At 69.6% G+C, this 25,487-nt stretch carries 21 protein-coding genes; 9 read left to right on the top strand and 12 right to left on the bottom strand.

All coding sequences use genetic code 11. The annotated features are described in order from the left end of the window. The first annotated feature begins 133 nt into the window (after positions 1 to 133). Positions 134 to 1,186: an AraC family transcriptional regulator gene (locus tag G3N62_RS12675; RefSeq protein WP_069705807.1), complete on the top strand. Its 1,053-nt coding sequence runs from the start codon at positions 134 to 136 to the stop codon at positions 1,184 to 1,186. Between the two features lie 21 nt (positions 1,187 to 1,207). Here G3N62_RS12675 and G3N62_RS12670 read toward each other — a convergent pair whose 3' ends face one another. Beyond that, positions 1,208 to 2,623, bottom strand: coding sequence for a 3-deoxy-D-arabino-heptulosonate 7-phosphate synthase (locus G3N62_RS12670; protein ID WP_124671267.1), 1,416 nt, complete (start codon positions 2,621 to 2,623; stop codon positions 1,208 to 1,210). 128 nt (positions 2,624 to 2,751) lie between these two features. Then, on the bottom strand, positions 2,752 to 3,513 hold the full coding sequence (locus tag G3N62_RS12665; RefSeq protein WP_124671266.1) for a fumarylacetoacetate hydrolase family protein: 762 nt from the start codon (positions 3,511 to 3,513) through the stop codon (positions 2,752 to 2,754). Positions 3,514 to 3,809: 296 nt separating this feature from the next. Between G3N62_RS12665 and G3N62_RS12660 the strand changes: the two genes are divergently transcribed. The 3 genes from G3N62_RS12660 to G3N62_RS12650 are packed head-to-tail and all read left to right on the top strand — an operon-like array spanning position 3,810 to position 6,291. After that, a complete protein-coding gene (locus G3N62_RS12660) occupies positions 3,810 to 4,289 on the top strand; it encodes a universal stress protein (RefSeq protein WP_034189562.1) in 480 nt (159 codons plus the stop codon). A gap of 15 nt (positions 4,290 to 4,304) precedes the next feature. Continuing rightward, positions 4,305 to 4,496, top strand: a complete 192-nt coding sequence (locus tag G3N62_RS12655; RefSeq protein ID WP_034189563.1) for a DUF2964 family protein — start codon at positions 4,305 to 4,307, stop codon at positions 4,494 to 4,496. Positions 4,497 to 4,554: 58 nt separating this feature from the next. Beyond that, the gene (locus G3N62_RS12650) at positions 4,555 to 6,291 is read left to right on the top strand and encodes a site-specific integrase (RefSeq protein ID WP_124671265.1); all 1,737 of its coding nucleotides are present in this window, start codon (positions 4,555 to 4,557) and stop codon (positions 6,289 to 6,291) included. 52 nt (positions 6,292 to 6,343) lie between these two features. Here the strand turns inward: G3N62_RS12650 and G3N62_RS12645 are convergent, their stop codons facing one another. After that, positions 6,344 to 8,374, bottom strand: coding sequence for an SMI1/KNR4 family protein (locus G3N62_RS12645; RefSeq protein ID WP_124671264.1), 2,031 nt, complete (start codon positions 8,372 to 8,374; stop codon positions 6,344 to 6,346). A gap of 284 nt (positions 8,375 to 8,658) precedes the next feature. Between G3N62_RS12645 and G3N62_RS12640 the strand changes: the two genes are divergently transcribed. Continuing rightward, on the top strand, positions 8,659 to 8,982 hold the full coding sequence (locus tag G3N62_RS12640) for a TfoX/Sxy family protein (RefSeq protein WP_034189565.1): 324 nt from the start codon (positions 8,659 to 8,661) through the stop codon (positions 8,980 to 8,982). 71 nt (positions 8,983 to 9,053) lie between these two features. Next, complete coding sequence (locus tag G3N62_RS12635; RefSeq protein WP_124671263.1) at positions 9,054 to 9,971, top strand: hypothetical protein; 918 nt, start codon at positions 9,054 to 9,056, stop codon at positions 9,969 to 9,971. A 30-nt stretch (positions 9,972 to 10,001) separates the two neighbouring features. Here the strand turns inward: G3N62_RS12635 and G3N62_RS12630 are convergent, their stop codons facing one another. Both G3N62_RS12630 and G3N62_RS12625 read right to left on the bottom strand, forming a co-directional pair. Continuing rightward, on the bottom strand, positions 10,002 to 11,153 hold the full coding sequence (locus G3N62_RS12630) for a branched-chain amino acid ABC transporter substrate-binding protein (protein ID WP_124671262.1): 1,152 nt from the start codon (positions 11,151 to 11,153) through the stop codon (positions 10,002 to 10,004). A 41-nt stretch (positions 11,154 to 11,194) separates the two neighbouring features. Further along, a complete protein-coding gene (locus tag G3N62_RS12625) occupies positions 11,195 to 12,424 on the bottom strand; it encodes an FAD-dependent oxidoreductase (RefSeq protein WP_124610154.1) in 1,230 nt (409 codons plus the stop codon). Positions 12,425 to 12,655: 231 nt separating this feature from the next. On the opposite strand from G3N62_RS12625, the gene G3N62_RS12620 reads away from it, so the two are divergent. Further along, complete coding sequence (locus G3N62_RS12620; RefSeq protein WP_049032151.1) at positions 12,656 to 14,068, top strand: PLP-dependent aminotransferase family protein; 1,413 nt, start codon at positions 12,656 to 12,658, stop codon at positions 14,066 to 14,068. A gap of 25 nt (positions 14,069 to 14,093) precedes the next feature. Here G3N62_RS12620 and G3N62_RS12615 read toward each other — a convergent pair whose 3' ends face one another. Continuing rightward, positions 14,094 to 16,268, bottom strand: coding sequence for a DUF4132 domain-containing protein (locus G3N62_RS12615; protein WP_124671261.1), 2,175 nt, complete (start codon positions 16,266 to 16,268; stop codon positions 14,094 to 14,096). Positions 16,269 to 16,847: 579 nt separating this feature from the next. On the opposite strand from G3N62_RS12615, the gene G3N62_RS12610 reads away from it, so the two are divergent. Next, positions 16,848 to 18,272: a PLP-dependent aminotransferase family protein gene (locus G3N62_RS12610; RefSeq protein WP_059561294.1), complete on the top strand. Its 1,425-nt coding sequence runs from the start codon at positions 16,848 to 16,850 to the stop codon at positions 18,270 to 18,272. Between the two features lie 58 nt (positions 18,273 to 18,330). On the opposite strand, the gene gcvA is transcribed toward G3N62_RS12610, so the two are convergent. After that, the gene (gene gcvA, locus G3N62_RS12605) at positions 18,331 to 19,251 is read right to left on the bottom strand and encodes a transcriptional regulator GcvA (RefSeq protein ID WP_034190509.1); all 921 of its coding nucleotides are present in this window, start codon (positions 19,249 to 19,251) and stop codon (positions 18,331 to 18,333) included. Positions 19,252 to 19,376: 125 nt separating this feature from the next. On the opposite strand from gcvA, the gene G3N62_RS12600 reads away from it, so the two are divergent. Beyond that, positions 19,377 to 20,723 carry an aminotransferase class III-fold pyridoxal phosphate-dependent enzyme gene (locus G3N62_RS12600; RefSeq protein ID WP_049035925.1) on the top strand — a complete coding sequence of 449 codons (1,347 nt, stop codon included), beginning with the start codon at positions 19,377 to 19,379 and terminating at the stop codon, positions 20,721 to 20,723. A 134-nt stretch (positions 20,724 to 20,857) separates the two neighbouring features. Here G3N62_RS12600 and moaD read toward each other — a convergent pair whose 3' ends face one another. The 5 genes from moaD to fdhD form a co-directional block, all read right to left on the bottom strand. Next, entirely contained in the window at positions 20,858 to 21,115 is a 258-nt protein-coding gene (gene moaD / locus G3N62_RS12595; RefSeq protein WP_124669565.1) for a molybdopterin converting factor subunit 1, read from the bottom strand. 52 nt (positions 21,116 to 21,167) lie between these two features. After that, the gene (locus G3N62_RS12590; RefSeq protein ID WP_034190507.1) at positions 21,168 to 21,740 is read right to left on the bottom strand and encodes a molybdenum cofactor biosynthesis protein MoaE; all 573 of its coding nucleotides are present in this window, start codon (positions 21,738 to 21,740) and stop codon (positions 21,168 to 21,170) included. 47 nt (positions 21,741 to 21,787) lie between these two features. Further along, positions 21,788 to 22,912 (bottom strand): GTP 3',8-cyclase MoaA, encoded by a 1,125-nt coding sequence (gene moaA / locus G3N62_RS12585; RefSeq protein ID WP_034190506.1) that lies wholly within the window; start codon positions 22,910 to 22,912, stop codon positions 21,788 to 21,790. Between the two features lie 199 nt (positions 22,913 to 23,111). Beyond that, a complete protein-coding gene (glp, locus tag G3N62_RS12580; RefSeq protein ID WP_124669564.1) occupies positions 23,112 to 24,326 on the bottom strand; it encodes a gephyrin-like molybdotransferase Glp in 1,215 nt (404 codons plus the stop codon). Further along, complete coding sequence (fdhD, locus tag G3N62_RS12575; protein ID WP_124669563.1) at positions 24,323 to 25,195, bottom strand: formate dehydrogenase accessory sulfurtransferase FdhD; 873 nt, start codon at positions 25,193 to 25,195, stop codon at positions 24,323 to 24,325. Before fdhD ends, glp begins: the two co-directional genes overlap by 4 nt. Positions 25,196 to 25,487: the final 292 nt, after the last annotated feature.

The following is a 25,487-nucleotide window of genomic DNA, read 5'->3' as shown; positions in this document are numbered from 1 at the left end:
ACGGCGCCCGTCAGCGGGCGCCGGCCGACCGCTTGAATGGACGAATGGCCGCGTCGGCCTTGCGCCGGCGCAATTTGGTCCGATAATCGACGAACCGATTCCTCCTTTTCCACCGGTTCGATAAAAAACTGTCATGGATCAAGCGGCATTCGTCCCTGTTTTCAAGTTTCGCACGATCGACTATCCCGAGCCGGACCGGTTCCACGTCTGGGTCAAGGACATGCTGTGCGATTACCGGCTCGATGACGACGGCGGGCTTGGCCCGTTCGACGCGGAGGCGAGCGGCGCGGCAATCGGCCCGCTGATCCTGTCGGGCCGGCAATGGCGCTCGCGCGCGCCGACCTATACGGTTCGCAGGACGCCGCGGCGCATCCGCCTCGACGGGCAGGATTCGATCCGCTTCACGCTGCTGCTCGGCGGGCGGCTCGCGAGTCATACGGGCGGCCCCGAGCTGGTCAAGCGCGCCGGCGACCTGTTCGTCTACGATGTCGCGCAGATCAACGACTGCCGGGTCGACGCCGGCGACGTGATCAGCCTCGTCGTGCCCCGATACCTGTTGCCGGGCCATGCGGCGCAAGCGCACGGCCAGACGCTGACGAGCGGCGTGGGCCGCCTGGTCGCGGACCAGATGCTGTCGCTGTTCCGGAACCTGCCGAACCTGCGCACGCACGAAGTGCCGAGCGTCGTCCAGTCGATGTTGCTGCTGCTGGCCGCGGCCGTGGCGCCCACCGCGCAGGCGTTGAGCGATGCGCGCGGCCCGATCGACCATGCGCTGGTCGACCGGGTGCGCCGCTACATCGACGTGCACCTGCTGGAGCCGGACCTCACGCCCGAGCGGATCTGCCGCGACATCGGCGTGTCGCGGGCGCGGCTCTATCAGTTGTTCAAGGAGGAGGGCGGCGTGATGCGGCGGATCACGCGCAGGCGGCTGCGTCATGCCTACCACGTGCTGGGCGATCCGCAGCGCCGGCACCGGCGCATTGCCGAGATCGCCTGGGCGCACGGCTTCCCCGACGAGAAGTATTTCCACCGGCTGTTCAAGGCGGAGTTCGGCCATACGCCGAAGGAAACGCTCGAGTACGCGGCCGCGCCGGTGCTGCTGCCTTGCGGCGCAACCGACGCGCGATGGGCCGACGGCGGCCGGCTGGCGGGGTGGACGTTGCCGTTCGGCGTGCTCACCCACTGAGCGGACCGGGCCGCTCGTCGGTCATGCGCACACGCTGCTGGCGACCTCCCCGTCGTCGGCGTCGCCGATCGCGGCCCGCAGGTCGTCGATCGCCACCATCAGTTCGCGCACCTGCCGCAACGACGGATACTGATGCAGCACGGCGTGCCATTGCGGCACGGTCAGCAGCGCGTGCCAGATGACGCCGAGGCCGTCCGGATCGGCATCCGGGCGCTGCTGCGCGAGCGCGCTCGCGTATTCGAGGCTCGCCTGCGCCGACAGCAACTGCATCCGGCTCCCGGCGCCCAGCAGGCGCGGTGTCGCGTCCGCGGCGGCGTCGCAGCAATAGAGCACTTCCCGTTGCAGCGCGGCGGCGTCGGTGGTCAGCGCGCGCAGCGACGCGCCATGCACGCGCACCGTGCCCTGGTGCGTCTCGAACGCGTAGACCGTGTCCGGATCGGCCTGCGCCAGCAGGTTCAGGCCGCGCAGCAGCCGCGGCAGATCGGTCGTCGCGGCATCGGCGGACGCTTTTGCTTCGACGAGGAAGCGGACGTTCCATGCGGATGCCGCGTCGTCGCTTCGTGCGCGTTCGAGCAGGATCGCGTCCCACTCGGTCTTGGCACGGTCGTGGCGGCCGGGGATCGATGACGGCACGCGCATCGACGTGACCACCCGGTAGGACCGCTGCCCGTCCACCGCTTCGAGCCTGCCGGCCAATGCGTCGAGCGCCTGTGCCGCGAGCGCCTCGACGGCCGCGCCGCGCTGCTGGGAGGCAACGCCCTGCGCGACCGCGATCGTGCTGCCTTCGAGCGGCCCCTGGCGGACCCACAGCGCGCGGTAGCGGCGGACGTCGTCGTCGGAAGCCAGCCTGTCGAGATGCAACAGGCGTTCGAGCGCGGGGCTGTCCTTCAGCTTGACGATGTCCTGCTCGAAAGCGGTGTCGGTCGCCATCGCGGGCAGCGCGAGCAGTTGCCGCAGCGTCGCATGAAGGTCGGCCCACGACGCGGTGGTGGCGGCCGCATGCAGTCGCGCGAGCGCGTCGCGTTGCCACGTCTGGGCGCTGCGCTCGAGTTTGGCCGGGTGCGCGATCGCATTGACGGCCGAGTACAGCGCGCGCCGGTCCTGCTCGGCGTGCGCGGACAGCGACGCATATTCGCGCACGTTCGGCGCATCGTGCCGCAGTACCGATGCCTGAAACGACGGATCGCCGGATCGAGGGTCCATCGCGTCGCGGATCATCCGCGCGAGTGCATCGATGAAGCGCTGCCGCAATGCCGTGCCGGGCGCCTCGCCGTCCGCCCGCATCCGGCGCGCCTCCTCGATCACGATCGCGAGGGCGGTGGCCGGAGGCGTGGCGTCGGTCAACGACGCTGCGCTGTCGAGCGGCGGCAGCCGGTAGCGACGAGCGACGATGCGCAGGGTTTCGTCGAGCAGGGCGGGCAGCGGTGTCAGCGACATGGCGGGTTCGGGCGTAAAGGCGGTTCGCGGGGGCGGCCTTCGGGCCGGAACGCGCGACGTTGTGCAACGGTATCACGGCGGGCGGCAGGTGCACGGCGCCGTGCGCCTGCCGCCACGCGCCGGATCGATCACGCCGTCAACGTCACCGACAGGCTGCCGAGCTCGCCGAAGCGAACCGTCAGCGCATCGCCGAGCGGCACGTCGATCGCACCCGCATACGAACCGGTCGTCACGATCTGCCCGGCGCGCACCACCTCGCCGCGCGCCGCGAGGAAATTGACGAGCCACACCAGCGGCTTGAGCGGATCGCCGTCCGGATGGCGGCCGTCGATCGTGCGGTTCAGCGCGCCTTCGAACGACAGCGCCAGCGTCTCGAGCGGCACGTTCAGCCCGTCGGGCACGACCGGGCCGACGCACAGCCCCTGGTTGAATTGCCCGTCGGCCAGCAACTCGAACTTCGACGCGCGCGCGGGCTCCGCGTAGCGGCAGCCGAGCACCTCGAGCACGATGCGCACTTCGCGGATCGCCGCGCGCACGTCGCTTTCTTCATAGGGCCGCGCGCGCGGGGGCAGGTCGCGGTCGAGCACGAATGCGATTTCCGGTTCGATCCGCACGATCGGACCGCCGACGACGCGGTACGGCGCATCGGCTTCGCGGATCGTCGACGCGAAGATCGGCGCGAGGATCACGCGGTCGGGCGGCGGCAGCGCGCATTTCCATCCGCCGACGGGTTCGCCGAGCAGGTCGGCCACGCGCTGCTGGATCGCGAGCGCGGTGTCGACGTCCTCGGGGCGCAGCGCATCGGGCAGCAGCGGGCCGGGCGAGCCGGCATGGCGGGCGGCGACGAGATGCTGGGCGGCGCCGTCCACGCGTTCGGTAGTCGTTGTCATGTCGGTTGAGCGAGTTGAAAGTGGGGCCGGCAAAAAAGGGCCGGACGAAAGTCGCACATCCGATGATAGCGCCTTCGGCGCGATGGCCGCTCGAAAGCCCCTCGGCGGGCCGGTCGTCCGCCCGGTTCGCCGCGCTGCCGACGACGCAAGGGGCCGGTTCTGCGTCGCGTCGGTTTGCCGCATGCACGGTTCCGGCCGGGGTTGACGATCGTCAATATCCGGCCCCCGCGTCGGCCGATGATGGTGACATGGCCGCGTGCGAGGGGGCGCGCGGCGTTCACCCCAGCGAGGTTCGTATGTACGAAAAGATCATGGTGGCCGTCGACGGCAGCGCTTCGTCGAAACGGGCGCTGGCCGAGGCCGTGAAGGTGGCGCTTGCGGCCGGCGCGCACGTCAGCGCCGTGTACGTGGTCGACAAGTCGGTATTGTTCACGTATGCGGGACGTTTCGATCCGCACGCGCTCATCGAGGAAATCCGCGACGACGGGCGCAAGGTGCTGCGCGAAGCCGAACAGGTCATCGCGCTGGCCGGCGCGAAGGGCGAGGCCGAACTCGTCGAGACCGAAAGCATCGGCGAGGATATCGCGGAACGCCTGCAGCGCTACGTGAAGGAACGCGGCATCGATCTCGCGGTGGTCGGCACGCACGGGCGGCGCGGTATCCGCCGCGTGCTGCTCGGTAGCGTCGCCGAGCACTTCGTGCGCGGCGCGAAGTGTCCGGTGCTGCTGATTCGCGGCGACGATGCCGACGAGCCGGCGGCTGCCGCGGCAGCGTAACGCGGACGACACGCGATGATACGTCGCCAGTACCGCATCGTCGTCGCGGCGATCGCCGTGTTCGTGTCGCTCGCCGGGATGATGGCCGTCGTGACGGGGTTGCTGTTCGATACCCCGACGGCGCTGCGCGGCGGCGCGATCGCGTTGATCGTCGGCGTGGCCGGTTTCGTCGTGATGCTCAATCCCGGGCCGAAAGGCGAGGAGTGACGCCGGGACGCGCGGCCGCGTGTACCCGGCCGCGCACGCTTCTGTCAAACTGGCGCCCATGAAACCGCGCCTCATTTCACCGCCTTCCCCCGATGCCGCGCCTGCGCCCGCGGGCTTTCCCGACGCCGACGAACTGGCCGCGCTGCGCGCGTGGTACGCGGGCATGACCGTGCGCCAGGCCGTCGAACGCTACCTGCCCGATCGCCTCGGCGCAGGACGGTCGGCGCGCGGCGTGATCGGCGCCATTCGCCGCCGCCTCGTGCGCGTCGCGCGGCAGGCCGGCCGCCCCGATCTCGCGGAACGGCTCGGCCATCCCGACGGTGAGCGTGTGCGGGAGGCGAAGGCCGCGACCGAAGCAATCGGCCTGCTGCGTCACGCGCGCGCGCCGTTGCCGCAGATCAGCGACGACGTCGGCCTTTGGCTGCCCGCGCGCGCGGTCGTCGCGCTGCGGGCGCACGGCATCGCGACGCTGGCCGACCTGACGGTACGCATTCCGCGCCGGCGCCAGTGGTGGACCGCGATCGCGGGCCTCGGCGTGGCCGGCGCGCGGCGCATCGAGGCATTTTTCGCCGAGCATCCCGACCTGACGGAGCGGGCGCGCGCGCTGATCGCCGCGACGCCGCGCGGCAGCATCGTGCCGTGGGAGCAGTTGAAGCTGCCGCACGAGGTCGACGGCTCGGCCGGCACGTTCCGCGCGCCGCGCGCGACCAGCACGCTCGACGCGGACAACGATTACGCGGCCGTGCACGCGTGGCTGTCGCTGCACGAATCGGCCGCGACGCGGCGTGCATACCGCAAGGAAGCCGAGCGGCTGATCCTCTGGGCCATCGTCGAGCGCGGGCGCGCGCTGTCGTCGCTGACGACCGAGGATGCGGTCGCCTATCGCGCGTTCATCCGGCGCCCGACACCGCACGAACGCTGGGTCGGGCCCGTGCGGCCGCGCGGCGCGCCCGACTGGCGGCCGTTCTCGGGCGCGCTGTCCGCGCGGTCGGCGGCGTACACGCTGTCGGTGCTCGGGGCGCTGTTCCGCTGGCTGATCGAGCAGCGCTACCTGCTCGCGAACCCGTTCGCGGGCGTGAAGGTGCGCGATACGCGCGGCGCGAACGCACTCGACACGTCGCATGCGTTCACCGAAGGCGAGTGGCTGCTGGTCCGCACGATCGCCGACGGCCTCGAGTTCCGGACGCGCGCGGCTGACGGCGCGCCGCAGTCGGGCTGGACGCCGGCCGCCGCGCAACGGCTGCGCTTCATTCTCGATTTCGGCTATGCGACCGGGCTGCGCGCGAGCGAGCTGGTCGGCGCGACGCTCGGCGGTATCGAGACGGATGCGCACGGCGACGCGTGGCTGAAGGTGATCGGCAAGGGGAGCAAGGCCGCCCGCGTCGCGCTGCCGCCGCTCGCGCGCACGGCGCTCGACCGCTATCTGGTCGCGCGCCGGCTGCCGGTCACACCGGTGCGCTGGCGGCCCGATACGCCGCTGATCGCGAGTCTCGCGGAAGACGAGGCGGCCGCGATCACGAGCGTGCGGCTGTGGAAGGTGATGCAGCGCTTCTTTGCGCAGACGGCGGATGCCGTCGAAGCCGATTACCCGGCGCTCGCGCAGAAGCTGCGGCAGGCGAGCCCGCACTGGATGCGGCATACGCATGCGACGCACGCGCTTGCGCGCGGGGCCGAGCTGACGACCGTGCGCGACAACCTGCGGCATGCGTCGATCTCGACGACATCGATTTATCTGCACGGCGACGACGTGAAACGCGCGCGGCAGATGTCGAGCGCGTTTGCGGCCGACAAGTAAGCGGATGGCGCGGCGGCGCTCGCGCCCGTTTGCACCCGTTTGCGCGAGCCGGTCAGTCGGCGGCCGGGCCGTCGCGTTCCGCCGCCACGCGTGCGAGCCATTCCGCGTAACTCGATGCGACGCGCTCACGCAGTTCGTCGTCGTGCCACACGCGGATCACCTGGCCGCTCACGCCGCCTTGCGCGGGATCGAGGTCGATGCAGAGATGATTGCCGCTGCCGTCGTGCGTGAACGGAATCCACTTGAGGTTGTACCAGTCGTCGCGGACGCCGGCATCGGGTTCCGACGTCATGCCGGCGAAATCGCCGCCGGAAACGAGTGTCCGCCAGATCGTCCATTGCGCGACGATCTCCTGCGCGCCGAGCAGCGCATCGCTTTCGGTGAAGACGGCGTCCGGATCGGCTTGCCCGTCGTGCAGCCGGAGGCTGTCGATCACGTCATCGGGCAGCGTCGCGCCCAGTGCGGCAGGCAATTCGGCCAGCACATGATCGTCGGCCGGCCCGTTCAGGCCGCCCGGCAAGCTGGCGGGATGAGCGGCGATCGCGCGTTCGATGCGTTGCCACGCTTCGCGAACATCAGGCGTCGCGGGGCCGGCAACCGGTACGTCGGGAGAAGGTGAGGTCTGCCGCGGTTGCGCCGGAACGTTCGCGGTTTCGTCCGGCGTCACGCCGGCGTGCGAGGCGCGCGCGCCCGTGCCATCCAGCCGCAGAAACAGAACGGGCGTCCCGGCCGGCAGTACCTCGACGCCCGCCGGGATCGCGACGAGCGCATCGGCCTCGGCGACACCGCGAATCGGCCCGTCGCCCTGGAACGGCAGCAGGCGGACTCGCGATTCGCCGCGTTCGGTGGCGGACAGGCAGCCCCATCGCATCCCGTTGCATTCGGCATCGGGTTCGATGTCGTGCGCGGTCGGCGCGGTTTCCCAGCAAGGGCCCGGCGCCGCAACATGTTCCAGCAGGTCGAGCACGTGCGGAACGATCGTGTGCATCAGCACGGCGACGCCGCTCGCATGGCCGGGCAGATTGACCAGCACGGCCTGGTCGTAACCGACGCATGTTTCCGTTCGGTAGACGACGCCGTCCGGCCGGGTGGATTGCACGGTCCACTTCGTCGGCGGCGAACGGTCGTCGCTTCGCCCGACATTGAACCGCTCGCCGGGTGTCTGCCTGATCCGGATCGTCTCGCGATCGTTCGCGTAGACCGTCTGCGCATTCAGGCCGCGCATCTCGAACGGCGCGCCCGCCGGCAATCCGGCGCCGACAATCAGGTCATAGCGCCCGGAAAGCGCGCCCAGCTGTTGCTTGAACGCGCTTTCGTCGCGTTCCGTATCGGGCGAGCACGGAAACGACGAGGGCAACGGCAGGGTTTCCGCGGCCGGCACCGCGTATCCCCATTGCCGCAGTACCGCGCGGAGATACGGACCCAGCGAGTCGAATCGCTGCCAGGGCTCGCGTGCATGGCCCGGCGGCACCACGTCGTACCCCGCGATCACGACGCCGATCCGCGGCCGCTTCGTGACGACGACGTCGCGCACGCCCGCGGCTATCAGCCCCGCCAGCCGTGCGGGCGTGATCCGCATCCCTTTCGCGAGCAGCACCTGTCCTTTCCGGAATTCGCTGCCGACGGCGATCACGTGCTGTCCGGCCGCGAGCGGCGCATGGAAGCGCAGGCGTGCGCCCGCGTTCCCGTCGATCCATCGATGCTCGGCTTTCGGCGCAACCGCGTCGGCGTGCGCCGGCATCGCGACGTAGGCCGGAATGCCGGCCGCTTGCCGTGCGTCGAGTGCGCGGGCGGCCGGGCTGGCCGTTCGCGACGCCAGCGGGGCCAGCCGGAGTTCGCAATCGAGCTCGACGGGTTCGCGGCGGGAGGCCGCTGCGGTATCGGCCGCGCGCAGCGCGTAGCCGTCGCAGGCGGCGAGCGGAACGGACGGAACGTCGTCGGGGGCGATGACGTCTTCAGCCGTGACGCGCCATGCGGCGTCGTCGACCGGAACCGTCTCGCGCCGCATCGCGCCGGGGACGAGAGACCGGCATCGTTCGTAGGCTTGCCCGAGCCATGCGGGAAGGTTGGCGGGTACGCTCATCGACATCCTCGTCGTGATTCGTGATGCTTCATTGTGCGGCCTGATCGCCGGCGCGTCGCGCCCGACATACGATCGAGGCCGGATTTTCGTGAAGCGCCATTGGACGATTCATCGCGCCGCGATGTAACTGTCAGGTGTGTCAGGAGACGGCCGACCGGGAACGTCGGTCCATGACCGAACACGCTTTCCGTCGACGAATGGATGACGCGCCACGGCGTATCCGCCGAGGCAACGGAACGGTCGGTGTACGCTGCGGTCATAATTTTTTTTGCAAGGAGCAGCGCATGGCATCGAGCCAGGGCACGGTCGATTTCATCGTCGAGCAGAGCGCGGCGGCCGGTACGGTATCGGCGCGCAAGATGTTCGGGGAATACGGCATCTATTGCGACGGCAGGATGGTCGCGCTCGTCTGCGACGACCGGCTGTTCGTCAAGCCGACACCGGAAGGACGCGCGTATCTCGGCGCCTGCGAAGAGGCGCCGCCGTATCCGGCCGCGAAGCCGCACCTCGTCATCCCCGGCGATCGCTGGGACGACCGCGAGTGGCTGGCCGCGCTGATCCGGATCACCGCCGCGCAGTTGCCGATGCCGGTGAAGCGGAACCGATAGCGGCAGCGCGCGGCATGCAGGCGTATTCTGTGACACAGGCGCGCGCCCATCGCGCGGCAGGGAGTACAAGAATGGAGACATCCGGACATTCGCGCGGCACGTGGCGTGCCCGCCGCGTCTGGCACGCGTGCGTCGCGGCGCTGTGCGTCGGCTGGAGCGCGCTGTCGTTCGGCGCCGATGGCGCGAACGGCGCGGCCGCGTTGCTCGATCGTTATCGCAGCCTCGGCGCGCAACTGAAGGACAACGCGTTTCACCGGCCGTTGTACCTCGAGTCGGCGGAGGCGTCGTCGTCGCTGAAGGGCGACATCTACGCGGTGGTCGACTATCCGTTCGCGGTCGTGAGCGGCCAGCTCGACGATCCCGCGCAGGGCCCCGCGAACTGGTGCGCGGTGCTGATCCTGCACCTGAACACGAAATACTGTCATGCGTCGAGCGGCGGCAACGGGCCGGTGCTCGACGTGAACCTCGGCCGCAAGATCCAGCAGAAGCTGTCGGACACCTATCGCGTGCAGTTCCGCTATCGCGTGGCGGCTGCGACGCCCGACTACTTCCAGGTCGATCTGGCCGCCGACAGCGGCCCGATGGGCACGAAGGATTACCGGATCGCGCTGGAGGCCGTGCCGATCGGCGCGTCGCGCACGTTCCTTCACCTCACGTATTCGTATGGTTTCGGCACGGTCGGCCGGATGGCGATGAAGACCTACCTCGCGACGGTCGGCAGCGACAAGGTCGGGTTCACGAACGTCGGTGCATCGGCCGCGCAGCCGCAATACGTCGGCGGCGTGCGCGGGCTGCTGGAGCGCAACACGATGCGCTATTACCTCGCGATCGACACGTATCTCGCGACGCTCGACAAGCCGCTCGACCAGCGCCTCGCGCGCTGGTTCGATGCCACCGAGCAGTATCCGCAGCAACTGCACGAAGTCGAGCGGAGCGCGTATCTGCAGATGAAAGCGCAGGAGGTGCAGCGGCAGCAGGCGGCGCGGTGACGCCGCCCGCCGCCGGCTGCCCGGCGTCGATCAGTTCGACGTGCCGCCGACCGTGCGAATGCTGTGCCACTGCCCCTGTTCGACGCGGAACAGCGTGTATGGCGGCTTGATCAGGTCGCCGCGCTCGTCGAACGAGATCTTGCCGGTCACGCCGGTCACCGCCACACCCGGCAGGCTCGCGACGATCCTGCCGCGATCGAGCGAATCGGCCTTGCGGACCGCCGCGATCATCGCGAGCGCCGCATCGTAGGCGAACGGCGCATACAGCTCGACGTCCTGGTTGAAGCGCGCCTTGTAGCGCTGCGCGAACGCGACGGCCGACGGCAGCTTGTCGAGCGCGGGGCCGGGCTCCAGATCCTGCGTGCCTTCGCCCGCGTTGCCGGCGATCTTCAGGAATGCGTTGCTTTTCAATGCGCCGGCGCCGAACAGCTGCGCACGGATGCCGAGCGAGCGCATCTGCTTGACGAGCATTGCCCCCTGTTCGTCGAGCCCGCCGAAGAACAGCAGGTCGACGTTGTTGCTCTTCATCGTCGTCAGGATGCCGCGGAAATCGACGGCCTTGTCGTTCGTGTATTCGCGGCCGACGATGCTGCCGTGCGCGTCCTTCACGCCTTTCTCGAATGCGTCGGCGAGGCCCTGGCCGAACGCGGTGCGATCGTCGATGATGCCGATCCGCTTCGCCTTCAACTGCTCGACCGCGAAGCGGCCGGCCACCACGCCGCCGACGCCGTCGTGCCCCATCGTGCGGAACACGTTCTTGAAGCCCTGCATCGTCAGCTGCGGATTGGTCGAGCCGGGAGTGATCATCGCGACGTTCGCCTGCTTGTAGACGGCCGACGCGGGAATGCTGCAGCCGGAATTGTAGTGGCCGATCACGCCGACCACGCCGTCGTCGACGAGCTTCTGTGCGACCTGGATCGCGATGCGCGGATCGGCCTGGTCGTCCTGCACGTCGAGCACGAAGCGCACCGGCTTGCCGCCGACGGTCGGATGCTTCGCGTTCTCCTCGTCGAGGGCGAGCTGCGCCCCGTATTGCAGATCCTTGCCGACGCGCGCGACCGGCCCCGTCAGCGGGCCGGCGAAGCCGATCTTGACGGTTTCCGGGTCGGCTGCGAGCGCCGACCCCGCGACCGTGCCGATCGAGCAGACGGCCAGCCATACCAGCCAGTGACGACGATTCATGATGCTTCTCCTTGCGTGGGTGGAAGGGGGCGTGGCGCGCGTCAGAATCGCGCGGCCCGGTACGGCGCGAGGTCCAGCGGCGGGGCGCGCCGGGCGACGAGGTCGGCGACGAGCTGTCCGGTGATGCCGGCGAGCGTCACGCCGAGATGCTGATGACCGAATGCATGGATCACGCGCGCACTGCCGCGTGCGTGGCCGATGACGGGCACGCCGTCGGGCAGCGTCGGCCGGAAGCCGAGCCAGTTGCGCGTCGGCGCGCCGAGCGACGGCACGGCTTCGCGCGCGGACCGCGTGAGCAGCGCGACGAGCGACGGGTTCATCGGCGCGTCGAAGCCGCCGAGCTCGACGGTGCCGGCCGCGCGCAGCCCTTCGTCGAGCGGCGTCATGTAGAAGCCGCGTTCGGCCCAGCCGACCGGCCGCGTGACGCGCTCTCCGGGCGCGCCGAACTGCACGTGATAACCGCGCTCGGTGTCGAGCGGCACCGCGTCGCCGCACGCGGCCGCGAATTCGCGCGAGCGGGCGCCCGCGGCGACGACGACGTGATCGAACGCGCGGACCGTCCCGCCCGCCTGCACGTTCACGGTATCGCCGGCAGGCGTGATGCGCTCGACGCGCGCGCGATCGAGCGTCGCGCCGCCGGCGGAAAGGTGCGCGAACAACGCGCCGAGAAAGCCGTGCGGATCGGAGAAATGCCAGCTGCCGACGAACAGCACGCCGCGCGCGAAGATCGGCGCGAGCGCGGGTTCGAGCGCGCGGATCGCGCCCGCGTCGAGCGTCTCGAACGGCACGCCGAGCCGGCGTCGCAACGCGAGCGACGGTTGCGCGGCATCGAACGACGCCTGCCGCGCATACAGGTACAGGCATTCGCGCGGCCGCACGAACGCCGCGAGCCGCGGCGAGGCGAGCAGCGGCGCATAACCGTCGGCGGCGCGCGACAACAGGGCGGCCAGCGCGCTCGCGCTGCGTGCGTGGCGCGCGGGCGTCGATGCGAGCAGGAACCGCGCGAGCCACGGTGCGCCGTGCAGCAGGTACGGCCAGCGGATACGCAGCGGGCTGTCGGCGGCGAACAGGAAGTGCGGCAGCTCGCGGAACACGGACGGCCCGTTCACCGGCACGCAGCCGTACGGCGCGAACGTCGCGGCATTGCCGAACGATGCACCCTCGCCGACGCCGGCCGGATCGAACAGCGTCACGCGATGCCCGTCGCGCTGCAGCCATGCCGCCGCGCCGAGCCCGATGAAGCCCGCACCCACGATGGCGACGTTCGCCATGACGCTTCCCCTCCGGTCCACAAGGTTCACACAAAGTTGCGATCAAGAATCACACAGTAATTTTTTGTGTGCAATCAAAAAGAGATTGTGTGGTGTTGGTGTTTACCCGATTTCAACCCGCTGATTCCGCAGACTTTTCCTTAAGCGTTTGACGGGGCGGGGATGTCATATACAATCGCTGGGCAAGTCAAAACGGCAGACAAACGCTTTTTGTGTGGTCACGGGCGACAAATGGCATCAGACAAACTTTCCGGCGAGCGTGACGGCGGCCTGCCGGCGCAGGCGAAACGGCCGACTTATGTCGAGGTATCGAGCTCGATCGAGGAGGAAATCCGCAGCGGCACGTATCCGCCGGGCAGTCGCCTGCCGCCGCAGCGCCAGCTCGCGACGGAGCTCGGCATCAACGTGTCGACCGTGTCGCGTGCGTACAAGGAACTGCAGCTGCGCGGCCTCGTGATCGGCAGCAAGCGGCGCGGCTCGCTCGTCACCGGCGGCGCGATGCCGAGCATCGCGCCGGCCCGCGCGGCGCTCGCGGCCGGCAACGGCGTGATCGACCTGACCGTGAACCGCCCGGCGACCGGCGAGTTTCTCGCAAGCCTCGCGCAGACGTTCGGCACGCTGCCGAGCGACCCGCGGTTCGCCGCGCTGCAGGAATACCAGCCGCCGCAGGGCCCGGACTGGGCGCGGGCGGCCGGTGCGCAGTGGCTTGCCGCGCCCGGCTTCACGCCGTCGCGCGACCAGGTGGTCGTCACGAGCGGCGCGCAGCACGGGCTGTATGCGGTGCTGAACAGCCTGATCGGCACCGACGGCGTGATCGTCGCCGATCGCCTCACGTACTACGGCCTCAAAGCGCTCGCGCCGGTATTCCAGTTCGAGATCGTCAGCGCGCCGGCCGACGACGACGGCCTGCTGCCCGACGAGATCGAGCGGATCTGCCAGCGCATGCCGGTCAAGGCGATCTTCGTCGTGCCGAACCTGCAGAACCCGACCGTGACGACGATGAGCCTCGCGCGCCGGATGGCGCTCGTCGACATCGCGCGCCGCCATCACGTGACGATCATCGAGGACGACGTGTACGGCCCGCTCGTGCGCGACCGGCTGCCGGCGATCGCGGGGCTATGTCCCGAGCTGACGTTCCATCTCGGCGCGACGTCGAAGATCCTCGCGCCGGGGCTGCGCCTCGGCTACCTGAGCTGCCCGCGCGACAGCGTCGCGCTGTGCGCGGAAGCCGTGCGCACGACCGCATGGATGCCCGCGCCGACGTCGATGCTGATCGCCACGGTGTGGATCGAGGACGGCACCGCCGAGCGGATCATGGCCGCGCAACTCGCGGAGATCCGCGCACGTGTCGATCTCGCCCGCGAACTGCTGCCGGCCGGGCAGTTGAAGGCCGATCCGGCGTGCATGTTCGTGTGGCTGCGGCTGCCGCCGCCGTGGCGTGCCGACGACTTCGCCGCGAATGCGAAGGCGCGCGGCGTGATCGTGATGCCGTCGTCGACGTTCGCGGTCGACCGCGCGGAAATCGAGCACGGCGTGCGCATCAACCTCGCGTGTCCGGCCACGCGCGACGAACTCGTCAACGGGCTGCGGATCCTGGCGGGCACGCTGAAGGACCGGCCGCGCGCGCTGTTCGGGTCGATCTGACGGCGGGCACGCACGTTCGCAAGGCCTACTCGAGCAGATGCGCGACGACGTCGACGATCCGCTGCAGCAGCGACTCGTCGTAGGGTAGCCACGGCACCGCGCGCAGCGGCGACGGCGGCGGCTCGAGCGGGGCGTCGACAGGCTCGCCGTCGCGCGTCACGCGGCCGGTCGCGCAATGCACCGACCACGCGCCGACGTGCACGTGGCGATCGTCGATCGTGATCTTCCCTTGCGCAACCGGTTCGGCGAACACGAGCGACAGCACGTGTTTGCGATGCCGCGCCATCACGCCGAGCGGCAGCGCCGACAACCGGTTCAGGCGCTGCCGGCGTTCGGTTTCGAGGTCGCGCTGGCGGGCCGGGTCCGCCGCGAGCGAAGCGGCGGCCGCGCGTGTCGCGGGGTCGTCGAGCGCGAACGCGGCCACGCTCACCAGCAGGTCGACCGCCCGCGCCACTTCGGAGAACACGACAGCGTCGATCTCGCCGATCGGCACCGGCACCCAGCGCCGGTCGTGCCGGCGCTCGAAGTAAAGCCGGCGCGACGTGCCGTGGCCCTCCGTGCCGGGATAGAGCCGCGCATCGACGAGGAAGGTCGCGCGCACGTCCCCGAATTCACGGGCGAGCCCGTCGTCGTACGCGCGGATCGACCAGCCTTCGCGGCGCGCGACGCCGAGCAGCGGCCGGCTCGACAGCACGTGACCTTCGAACATCGCGGAATCGCTCGCCGACGCGTCGCCGTCGGCCGGCACGTAGTACTCGCGGAACGCCTGCCGCACCGGCTGCCGGAGCGTGCGGTCGACGATCGCGCGCTGCCACGCGAGCCGCTCGTGCGCGTCGGCCAGCAGCGGATGCCATAGCCGGATCGTGCAGTCGTCGGCGATCTCGCATGCGTGCCCGGCCGCGTCGCGCGGCACGACCTTGCCTTTCGCGATGTCGGGGATGAACGATTGCGTCGAGCCATCGCGGCCGCACGCTTGCCAGATCATCCGCGCGGAGAACGCGGCGCCGGCCGGCGTATCGACGAGACGCTCGCGCCATTCGGCATGACCCAGCGACATCGGCTGCCAGAAGCCGGCTTCCATGCAGGTGGCAAGCATCGCGAGCTGCTTCTTGTCCGGTTTCGCGTCGAGCGTCATGCGCAGCGCGGTACGCGGCCGCTCGCCGAGCGCACGTTCGGCGGGTTTCAGGTTGCGCGCGAGCTTTTTCTGCACGCCCGCGTGACGCACCGTGGCGAGCGCGTCGCGCAGCGCGCGCACGCTCTCCGGCGTCGGGATCGTCTCGACCGCATGGCCGAGCGCAATCGCGAGCGACTGCGACGGCACTGTTTTCGCGGTCGTCGGCGCGACGCATACGCCGGTCAGCAGCGGCCCGATCAGCGGGCGCAGCCATGCTTCGTCGCGATAGGCGGCCACGCGCGCGGCGCGCGCGACGACCTGCGCGTCGTCGGTCGTGAACGCGCGATCGGCCTCGTACGGCGCGGCGCCGGCGTGCAGCGCGGCGACCAGTCGCGCGGCCTCGGTCAGCGCGTCGCGCGCGAACGCGACGTACGCGGCGTCTTCCGCGAGCGTGACGGCCGGGTCGCCGAAGTCGAGCCACAGCCGTTTCGGCGCGAAATAGCCGTCGTTCGTCGCGGCCAGCGCGAGCAGCGCGGCCGGCCCGAGTTCGGGCAACACGTCGAGTTCGCGCACGCGAAACGGCGAATCCGCCAGCGCCTGCGCGTACGCATCGCGCCGCGCCGAGAAGTCGCGGCGGCCGGCGAACCAGTCGAGCGCATACGCGCCATACGCGGATTTCGCCCGCGGTTCGCCGTCTTCCGGTTCGCCCGCGATGCGCGCCAGTTCGGCCTGCAGCGCGGGCGACGGCAGCGCGTCGAGACAGGGCAGGTCTTCCAGCGCACGTCTCCATCCGCCGGGCGGAATGTCGCGGAACAGTTCGAGCGCGGCATCGGCGTCGACGAGCGGCACGAGGCCGAGCGCGTCGATCTGCCCGCGCAGCCAGCGCGCGAATTCGGCGCGTGGGTCGTCGTACGCGTGGTCGCGCAGCATGATGTCGTGCTCGGCGCGACGCAGCGCCGGCCAGACCGTACCGAGCGTGTGCGCATCGAGCGTCGACAGGTCGATCGGCGCGCCGGTGAAGCGCGGATGGTCGGCGCTGCCGGTCAGCCGCGCGACGAGCCGCGCGGCGAGGTCGCGATCAGTCATCGGCGTTTTCCGGGCCGGCGGCGCGCGATGCGCGGGCAGTCGTTACGTTCTGACACCATTTCATCATCTGTACTGGTCGGGCGTTGCGGATCAAGGCGCCGGGGGGGCGGCGGCCCGTTCGATCGCATGCGCGGCGGGGCTGACTCCGGCCATGAAAAACCGTGCGGCCGCACAGTATTGCACCCCGGCGAGACGGTCGGACGAATGCCCGTGTCGCGGTCGTTCCAGGCCGATCCGGCCGCGCCGCGCGCGGTTTCCGGCCGCCAGGCCATTTCATAAGACGTACAGTTCTCCCGCCATGCGCGACTCGCGCCGAACTGTACTCTTGTTCGCGTGGTCGATGTGTGTACTCGCCGTCAACTGTTCTGCTCTTAAGATTCCACCATCAAGTGCACAGTGCCGCGGATCCAGTCGTACCGGAACCCTGCCGGCGCATCTTCAAGAGAGAGCCGCGATGGAAAAGGCAAAACCGGAGGGAAGGATCAGGAATCACGACGGCCCGGTCGGCGGGCGAAACACGTGCGTGCCGGACGCACACGGCAGGGCGGCGCGGCTGCGCATGCCGGCGGGAGACGCACGATGAAACTCTACGAAAAACTCGCGGACGACATCGAGCGCCTGATCCGCCAGGGCGTGTACCGGCACGGCGACCGGATTCCGTCGGTGCGGCAGGCGAGCCAGCAGCACCGGATCAGCATCACGACCGTGCTGCACGCGTATCTGCTGCTGGAAAGCCGCGGGCTGCTGGAAAGCCGGCCGCAGTCGGGCTATTTCGTGAACCTGCGCCGCGACGACGGCCACGCGCCGGTGCGCGAGCTGCGGCCGTCGAAGCCGATCGCGATCTCGTCGTCGGTCGACGTGAGCCGGCTCGTGCTGTCGACGCTGCGTTCGATCGGCACGGACGACGCGGTGCCGCTGGGCTCGCCGTATCCGGACCCGAGCCTGTTTCCGTTCGAGAAGCTGAACCGCTACGCGTATGCGGCCGGCCGCGACAAGTCGCTGTGGGGCGTGACGGACGGGCTGCCGCCCGGCCACCCGCGCCTGATTCGGCAGATCGCGCGCCGCTACCTGGAAAACGGGATGTCGGTGGACCCGAACGAGATCATCGTGACGGTGGGCGCGACGGAGGCGATCAACCTGTGCCTGCAGGCGGTGGCGAAGCCGGGCGACACGATCGCGGTGGAATCGCCGACGTTCTACGCGATGCTGCACGCGATCGAGCGGATGGGGATGAAGGCGATCGAGGTCGCGACGCATCCGGAGTACGGGATCGACATCGCGGCGCTGGCCGCGATCGCGAAGTCGCAGCCGATCGCGGCGTGCATGGTGATGCCGAACTTCCAGAACCCGCTCGGGTTCCAGATGCCCGACGAGCGCAAGCGCGAGCTGGTTGAGTTTGCAACGAAAACCGGCATGCCGATCATCGAGAACGGCGTGTACAACGAGCTGTATTTCGGCGATACGCATCCGAGTTCGCTGAAGTCCTACGACCGGACCGGGATCGTGCTGCATTGCTCGTCGTTCTCGAAGAGCCTGACGGCCGCGTACCGGATCGGCTGGGCGTTGCCGGGCCGCTATCGCGATCAGGTCGAGAAGCTGAAGTTCCTGAACACGCTCGCGACGCCGTCGCTGCCGCAGCTGGCGATCGCGGAGTTTCTCGAACGCGACGGCTACGAGCATCACCTGCGGCGCTTGCGCAAGGCGTATGCGCAGCAGGCGAACCTGATGCGGGCGATGGTGTCGCGGTTCTTCCCGGAGGGCACGCGCATCTCGAGCCCGGCGGGCGGGTACGTGCTGTGGGTCGAGCTGCCCGCGCAGGTCGACGCGATGCGGCTGTACCAGCTCGCGCTGGAGCAGGGGATCACGATCGGCCCCGGCTACATGTTCTCGATCACCGACAACTACCGGAACTTCATCCGCTTGAACTACAGCAGCCCGTGGTCGCCGGAGATCGAGCAGGCGGTGATCGCGGTCGGGAAGCTGGCCGCCGCGTGCATGCGGTGAACGGGCGGGCGAGGTGGAACGCGGGCGTCGGTATCCGCCGCGCGGCGATTCGCGTCGTTCAAGCCCAGCCGGCTTCCGAAAACGACCGTGCGGCCGATCGCAGCCAACTGCAGAAGGCGTCGACTGGCGGCCGTGCGGTTGCCGCGCGTGTCGTCAGCAGGTGGTAGCTGTAGGGTCCCTGTACCGGCTTGCCCGGTGCCATGGCCAACAGCCCCTGCCTGACCGCATCGGCGGCGAGGACGTCCGACGCCACCGCCACGCCTTGGCCCGCGATCGCGGCATCGAGCGTGAGATAGGTGTGCGAGAAGCTCGGGCCCTGTCGCAAACGGGTCGCGCTCGCGTGTACGTTCTGCATGCGGCACCAGCGCACCCAGTCCACCTGCTCCGGAATGCGGGCCTCGTATTCGTCATGCAGCAAGGTTGCCCGCAAGATATCGTCCACGGTGTGCAACGCCCGGCACACCAGAGGTTGACCGACCGCCAGGAACGTCTCCGACATCAGTTTTTCCGCGACGAGCCCCGGATAGGGGCCCGAGCCCAGCCGGATCGCCACGTCCACCCGCTCGCGGCTGAAGTCGACGGCGGGTACCGAGGCCAGCAAGCGCACCTCGATGTCGGGATGCAGCCGCCTGAACTCACCCAGGCGCGGCATCAGCCAGCGGGTCACGAACGATGGCATCGCGGTGACCGTCACCTCCGGGGCGTCCGCGGCCTGGCGGATGCCGAGCGACGCACGCTCGAGCTCGTCCATCAAGCGCTCGATTTCCAGGAAGTACCGCCGTCCGATGTCCGTCAACTGGACGGACCGGGCGCCGCGCATGAACAGCGGCGTTCCCAGCCATTCCTCCAGCAGCCGTACCTGATGCCCTACCGCACCGGACGTGACGCATAGCTCTTCACCCGCCCGGGCGAAGCCGCCATGGCGCGCCGCCGCCTCGAATGCACGCACGGAGAGCAGGGGCGGAAGTTGTCGTGCCATGACTCAGTTGAATTGAGGCTCAGTGTCGAAACGTTTGATTTGTGGTGCGTGAAATGCGTGCTTAATCTATCAGCCTCACATCACGAGGCTCAGAAATAGTGAGCCATGACATTTCCGGAGTCAACATGGATCTACGCATTCACGGCGAGTCGGATCGCGCGCTCGCGCCGTCGTTTCGAAAGGTGCTCGTTCCCTGGGCGGTCCAGGGCGGACTCAACCCGCCGGTCATCACGCATGCGCAGGGATGCTACTTCCACGATGCGAACGGCAAGCGCTATCTGGACCTCACCAGCGGTTATGTCGCGGTGTCGTTGGGCCATGGCCATCCGAAGGTCGTCCAGGCGATCCAGGCACAGGCCGAGCGCATGTGCTGGGTCGCATCCAGCTACTTCAACGACGTGCGTGCCGAATACGCTGGACTCCTGAACAGTGTTTCGCCGTGGCCGGAAGGACTGCGTGTGCATTTCACGTGCGGCGGAGCCGAGGCGAACGATGACGCGGTGAAGATCGCCCGGCTGGTGACAGGCAGGCCCAAGGTGCTGACTGCCCATCGGTCGTATCACGGCAGCACCATCGGCGCGAGCGCGATGACGGGCGTGGACCGCTGGCGCGATCCTTTCCCGGCGCTCCCGGGCATGGTGAAGTTCTTTGCACCGTATCCGTACCGCAGCCCCTTTTACACGTCGGATCCGGTCGAGGAGACGCGCCGTGCCCTCGATCACCTTGCGCGCGTCCTGTCGCACGAAGGCGCGCAAAACGTCGCCGCGATCCTGATGGAGCCGATGACCGGGTCCAGCGGTGTGGTCGTCTACCCACCGGGCTACCTCGAAGGCGTTCGCAACCTGTGCGACCGGCACGGCATCCTGCTGATCTTCGACGAGATCATGACGGGCTTCGGGCGCACGGGGGCATTGTTCTGCGCCGAGCGTGTCGGCGTATTGCCGGACCTGATTTCGTTCGCCAAGGGGGCCAGCTCTTCGTATACACCCCTCGGCGGTGTCCTGGTGCGCGAAGGCGTGGCCCGCCACTTCGATACCGAACTCTTCGACGTGGGCCACACGCACGCGGGCCACGTGCTGGCGGTCGCCGGCGGGCTCGCCGCGCTGAAGGTCTATCTGGAAGAGGGTTTGTTCGACCGGGCGCGCGAGATCGAAGGCTGGTTGCGCGACGGTCTCGGCGATCTCGCAGACCGTCATCCGTCGATCGGGGACGTGCGGGGCATGGGCGCCCAGTTCGGCATCGAGCTGGTGCGCGACCGGGACACGCGCGAGCCGCTCGTCGAGTGGCACCACCCGGCGGGATCGGCGCCGATGCGGGCGTTCTATGGCGAGCTGCTGAAGCGCGGCGTCCACGCGTACGGGCGCTACAACGTGGTGATCGTGACGCCGCCGCTGGTCATCTCGCGCACGGAGCTGAACGAGGGGCTGGACGCGCTCGACGCGGCGCTGACAGTGCTGGAGGCTGCCCGATGAGCGACGAGGACATCCTGTATCGCGAGGCGCGCGGCGTGGCGACCGTCACGATCGACCGCCCCGTCGGTGTACAACGCGTTCCGGGCCAGGACGGTCGAGGATCGCCGTCGAAACGGGCGGCGTGCGTGGTGAGCTCACCCACCCGTCACCGGCGGAAAGAACGCGACCTCGCTATCCTCCCGCACGACGAATTCCCCGGTCACCATTTCGAGGTTCACGGCGGCCCGCACGGGGCGGTCCATCCGCAGTGCGTCCGCGCTGCGCGCGTCGCGCGCGGCCAGCGCGCCGCGCAGCGCGTCGACGGTGAGTTCGCGCGCATCGATCTCGACGGTTTCCTCGTCGAGCGCCAGTTGTTCGCGAATGCTTGCGAAATATTTGATCTTCAGTTTCATTGCGATGTCTCGAGCAGGAGCGGCGGAATCGGAAAGCGCGAAGCGGACGCGGTCAGCCCCAGCGCCGCATCGCGTGGTCGTCGTGGGCCTTCGCCTCGACCCAGCCGGATTCGCCGTCGTGCCGGATCTCCTTCTTCCAGAACGGTGCGTGGGTTTTCAGGAAATCCATCAGGAATTCGCACGCGTCGAACGCGGATGCGCGATGCGCGGCGGCCACGACGACCAGCACGACCGGCTGGCCGAGCGGAATGCGGCCGACGCGGTGCACGATCCTGACCGCTTCGAGCCGCCAGCGTGCCGTGGCCTCCTCGACGATGCTCCACAGTGCCTGCTCGGTCATCGTCGGGTAGTGCTCGACTTCCAGCGCGACGACGTCGTCGACGTCGCCTTCCTTGCGTACGACCCCGAGAAAATTCACGACCGCCCCGACATTCGGATTGCGAACGATCGGTGCAAGCTCCGCGCCCGCGTCGATCGGCGCATGCTGCACGCGTACTTCGAAGCCGGCGGCAATGGCGGGCGCCGGTTCGGGAGGCGGGTCGGTCGCGTCGGCGGGCGGCGGGGCGCTGCCGGCTGGCAGCGGATCGTCCGGCAGCCCGGCGCGGGATTCGGTGAAGGTCGTCATGACAGGTTCTCCAGTGGGCGGCGCATCCTGTATCGCGCGGCGGCCCGTCAGCCGCCGACGAGCGACATGCGCACGGTCGGATAGGTCTTGCCCGGCGCGCGGGCCGGCCGCGCGGCCCGGCGCTCGGAATAGCGGTCGTCGCGCCGCGTCCAGCGATCGCGCACGGCGGCCGCGAGGTCGGCGGTCGATGCCGCATCGTCGAGCCACGGCCGCAGGTCGGTGCCCTGCGTCGCGAACAGGCACGTATAGAGCTGCCCGTCGGCGGACACGCGGGCGCGCGAGCAGGTGCCGCAGAACGGATGCGACACGCTCGCGATGAAGCCGACTTCGCCCGCACCGTCGATGTGCGCGCAACGGATCGCGGTCGCGTCGTGCCCCGGTTCGCCGACGAGCACGAGCGGATAGTGTTGTTCGATCAGTTCGCGCATGCGCGCGGCCGGCACGACCTTGTCGCCGGACCAGAAGCTCGCGCCGCCGACGTCCATGTATTCGATGAAGCGCACGGCCACGCCCGACTGCCGGAAGTGGCGCACGAGCGGCAGGATCTGGTCGTCGTTCACGCCGCGCTCGATCACCGCGTTGACCTTGACCGGCGCGAGCCCGGCAGCATGTGCGGCTTCGATGCCGGCCAGCACGCGCGACACGGGCACGTCGGCGTCGCTCATCCGGCGGAATACGGCGTCGTCGAGCGCGTCGAGGCTCACGGTCACGCGCGACAATCCGGCGTCGCGCAGCGCGCGTGCCTTCGCGGCGAGCAGCGAGCCGTTGGTCGTCAGCGCGATTTCGACGGGATTGCCGTCGACGGTCGTCAGCGCGGCGAGCCGTTCGATCAGTGCCTCGAGGTTGCGGCGCAGCAGCGGCTCGCCGCCCGTGATGCGGATCTTCTCGACGCCGAGCGACGTGAACGCACGTGCGATCTTTTCCAGTTGCGCGAACGACAGGCGCTCGGACGACGGCATGAACGCATAGTCCGAACCGAAGCTTTCGCGCGGCATGCAGTAGCCGCAGCGGAAGTTGCATTGGTCGATCACGGACAGGCGCAGGTCGCGCAGCGGGCGTCCGAGCGTGTCGGACGGGCGGGGAAAGGCGCCGGGCGCTGCGCCGCCGGATGATGCGGCGGCGGCCGGCGCGGCTGAAACGATGGCGTTCACGATCGGTTCGTCGGCCTGCATGAAGTAAGCGGAGGGGCGTCGCCGGTCGGCCGTGCGTGTACCGACGTGTCGGCGCACAGGTCGTGACGAGCCTCAGCGTGAGCATAGTCCGCCGGGTTGGGCCGGCAGAGGCACAATCGCGCCCGAATCGCAGGAATACAGTTCGCCGTGCGGCGGGCGCGGCGCATGGGTCGCATCGGGCGCGTGATGGGCGTCGCGCTCATGCGAGCCACGGCGCGAATTCGTAATACGGTACCGCGTCGCCGCGCGCGATGGCCCGCCCGGCCGGCAGCCGTGCGAGCCCGCTCGCCTGCACGAGCGACTGCAGCGTGCCGGCGCCTTGCTGGCGCAGCGTATCGAGCACGGGCGCGCCAGCGGCACCGACCGTGCAGCGCACCCGTACGAAGCGTTCGCGCTGCGCATCCGGCTCGAAGTCCGTGTCGATCGGCAGCGCCGGCACGGCCGGCAGGCGCGCGTCGCGCCCCTGCAGGCAGCGGATCAGCGGCGCGACGAACAGCGCGAACGCGGTCATGGCAGCCCCCGGATTGCCGGGCAGCAGCACCACGGGCCGCGTGTCGAGCCGCGCGAGCGCGACCGGCTTGCCGGGCTTCATCCGCACACCGGTGACGATGAACGATGCGTCGAGCGCGGTCAGTGCGGGGCGCAGCAGATCCTTGTCGCCGACCGATGCGCCGCCGACGCAGATCACCAGGTCGCAACCCGCATGCAGGTCGCGCAACGCACGATCGACGGCCGCCGCCGTATCGGCCGCATGCACGTTCATCGCGACGCGGGCACCGGTGCCCGACACGAGTGCGGCGAGCATCGGCGCATTGCTGTTGTAGATCTGCTGCGGCGCGCGCGGCTGGCCGCATGCGACGAGTTCGTCGCCGGTCGTCAGGATGCCGACGCGCAGCGCCGGGCGCACATCGATGCGCGCGAAACCTTGTGCGGCCGCCACGCCGACGTGCATCGCGCCCAGCCGCACGCCGGCCGGCACGAGCAGGTCGCCGGTACGCACTTCCTCGCCCCGGCGGCGGATGTGCGATCCGCTGCGCGGCGGGGCATCGAACGCGACCCAGCCGTCCCGTTCGTGCGCGTGCTCCTGCATCACGACGGTGTCGGCGCCGGGCGGGATCAGGCTGCCGGTGAAGACGCGCGCAGCCGTGCGGGCGGCCAGCGGCATCGGCGTGTCGCCCGCATAGCAGCGTTGCGCGACGCGCAGCAGCTCGCCAGGCGAGACGTCCGCGTGACGCACGGCATAACCGTCCATCGCGCTCTGGTCGGCCGGCGGCTGGTCGAGCACGGCGGTCAGCGGCACGGCCAGCACATGGCCGGCCGCTTCGGCGACCGGCAGCGAGGCGCTCGCCGCAAGCGGCGCAAATGCGCCGGCGAATTGCTGCTGCGCGGTATCGAAATCGAACAGGTGTTTCATGACGAGTGGGCCGGGTGCGCGGGCGCAAGCGCCGGTTGATCGGGGTGAACGGCGTCGGGCGACACGTATTCGACGAAGCCGTCGTTGCGGCAGAAGCCGAGCAGGCGCACGCCGGCTTCGCGAGCGACGTCGATCGCCAGCGACGTCGGCGCCGAGATCGTCGCGATCATCGGGATGCCGACCCGCGCGGCCTTGCGTACCAGCTCGTAGCTCGCGCGGCTCGACAGGAACACGAAGCCCGCGCCAAGGTCGACGCGGCGCCGCGCGAGATGCCCGATCAGCTTGTCGAGCGCGTTGTGGCGGCCGACGTCCTCGAACACGGCGCGCACGGCGCCGTCGCGGTCGCACCACGCGGCCGCGTGGATGCCGCCCGTCTCGCGCATCAGCGTCTGGTGGGCCGGCAGCGTGCGCGCGGCGCGTGCAATCGCTTCGGCGCCGATGCCGGCAGCCGCGCCGGCGGCCGCGATGCGCGGCGGGTGCAGGTCGAGCTGCGCGATGCTTTCGATCCCGCAGACGCCGCAACCGGTGCGGCCGGCCAGCGCGCGCCGGTGCGCCTTCAGCGCCATGAACGCCTGCTGCGACACGGTGAGCCGCACCTCGGCGCTGCCGGGGCGGCATTCGCTTTCGATGTCGAAGACGTCCGACGCACGCTCGACGATGCCTTCGCTCAGCGCGAAGCCGAGGCCGAACGCATCGAGGTCGATCGGCGTCGCCATCATGACCGTGTGCGAGATGCCGTTGAACACGAGTGCAACCGGCGTTTCGTCGACGACGCGATCGACGGTGTCGCGCGTTTCGCCGGCACGATGGCGCGTCACCTGACACGCGGTGCTGCCGGTCGGATCGTCGATGGGGGGGCGGGACGCCATGCGGGGTTTCTCCAGTCGGATCGGCCGGCGTGTACGCCGGACGACGGAATCGGTGCTGCCGGGCGGGCGCCGGGGGCGGCGCACTACCGCGTCGGGCAGGCGTTGCATAACATGTTAAGTGGAGTGAACAGCGCGCCGGAGACACAGCGCCGCTACGCGGAAAGCAGTACAGCTGACCATCCCGCAGGCACGAAATGTGTTTTCCGTGCACACATCTTCGGCGACGGAAGCAGCACAGTTTCAGCGCACGTTCGAGTGATTGCGAGTATCGTGGCAAACGCGATATCGTCAC

Origin of the sequence: Burkholderia sp. Tr-20355, assembly GCF_017104685.1 — a bacterium.
In the GTDB taxonomy this organism is placed as follows: domain Bacteria; phylum Pseudomonadota; class Gammaproteobacteria; order Burkholderiales; family Burkholderiaceae; genus Burkholderia; species Burkholderia seminalis.
This window is presented reverse-complemented; position numbering and strand designations above follow the sequence as displayed.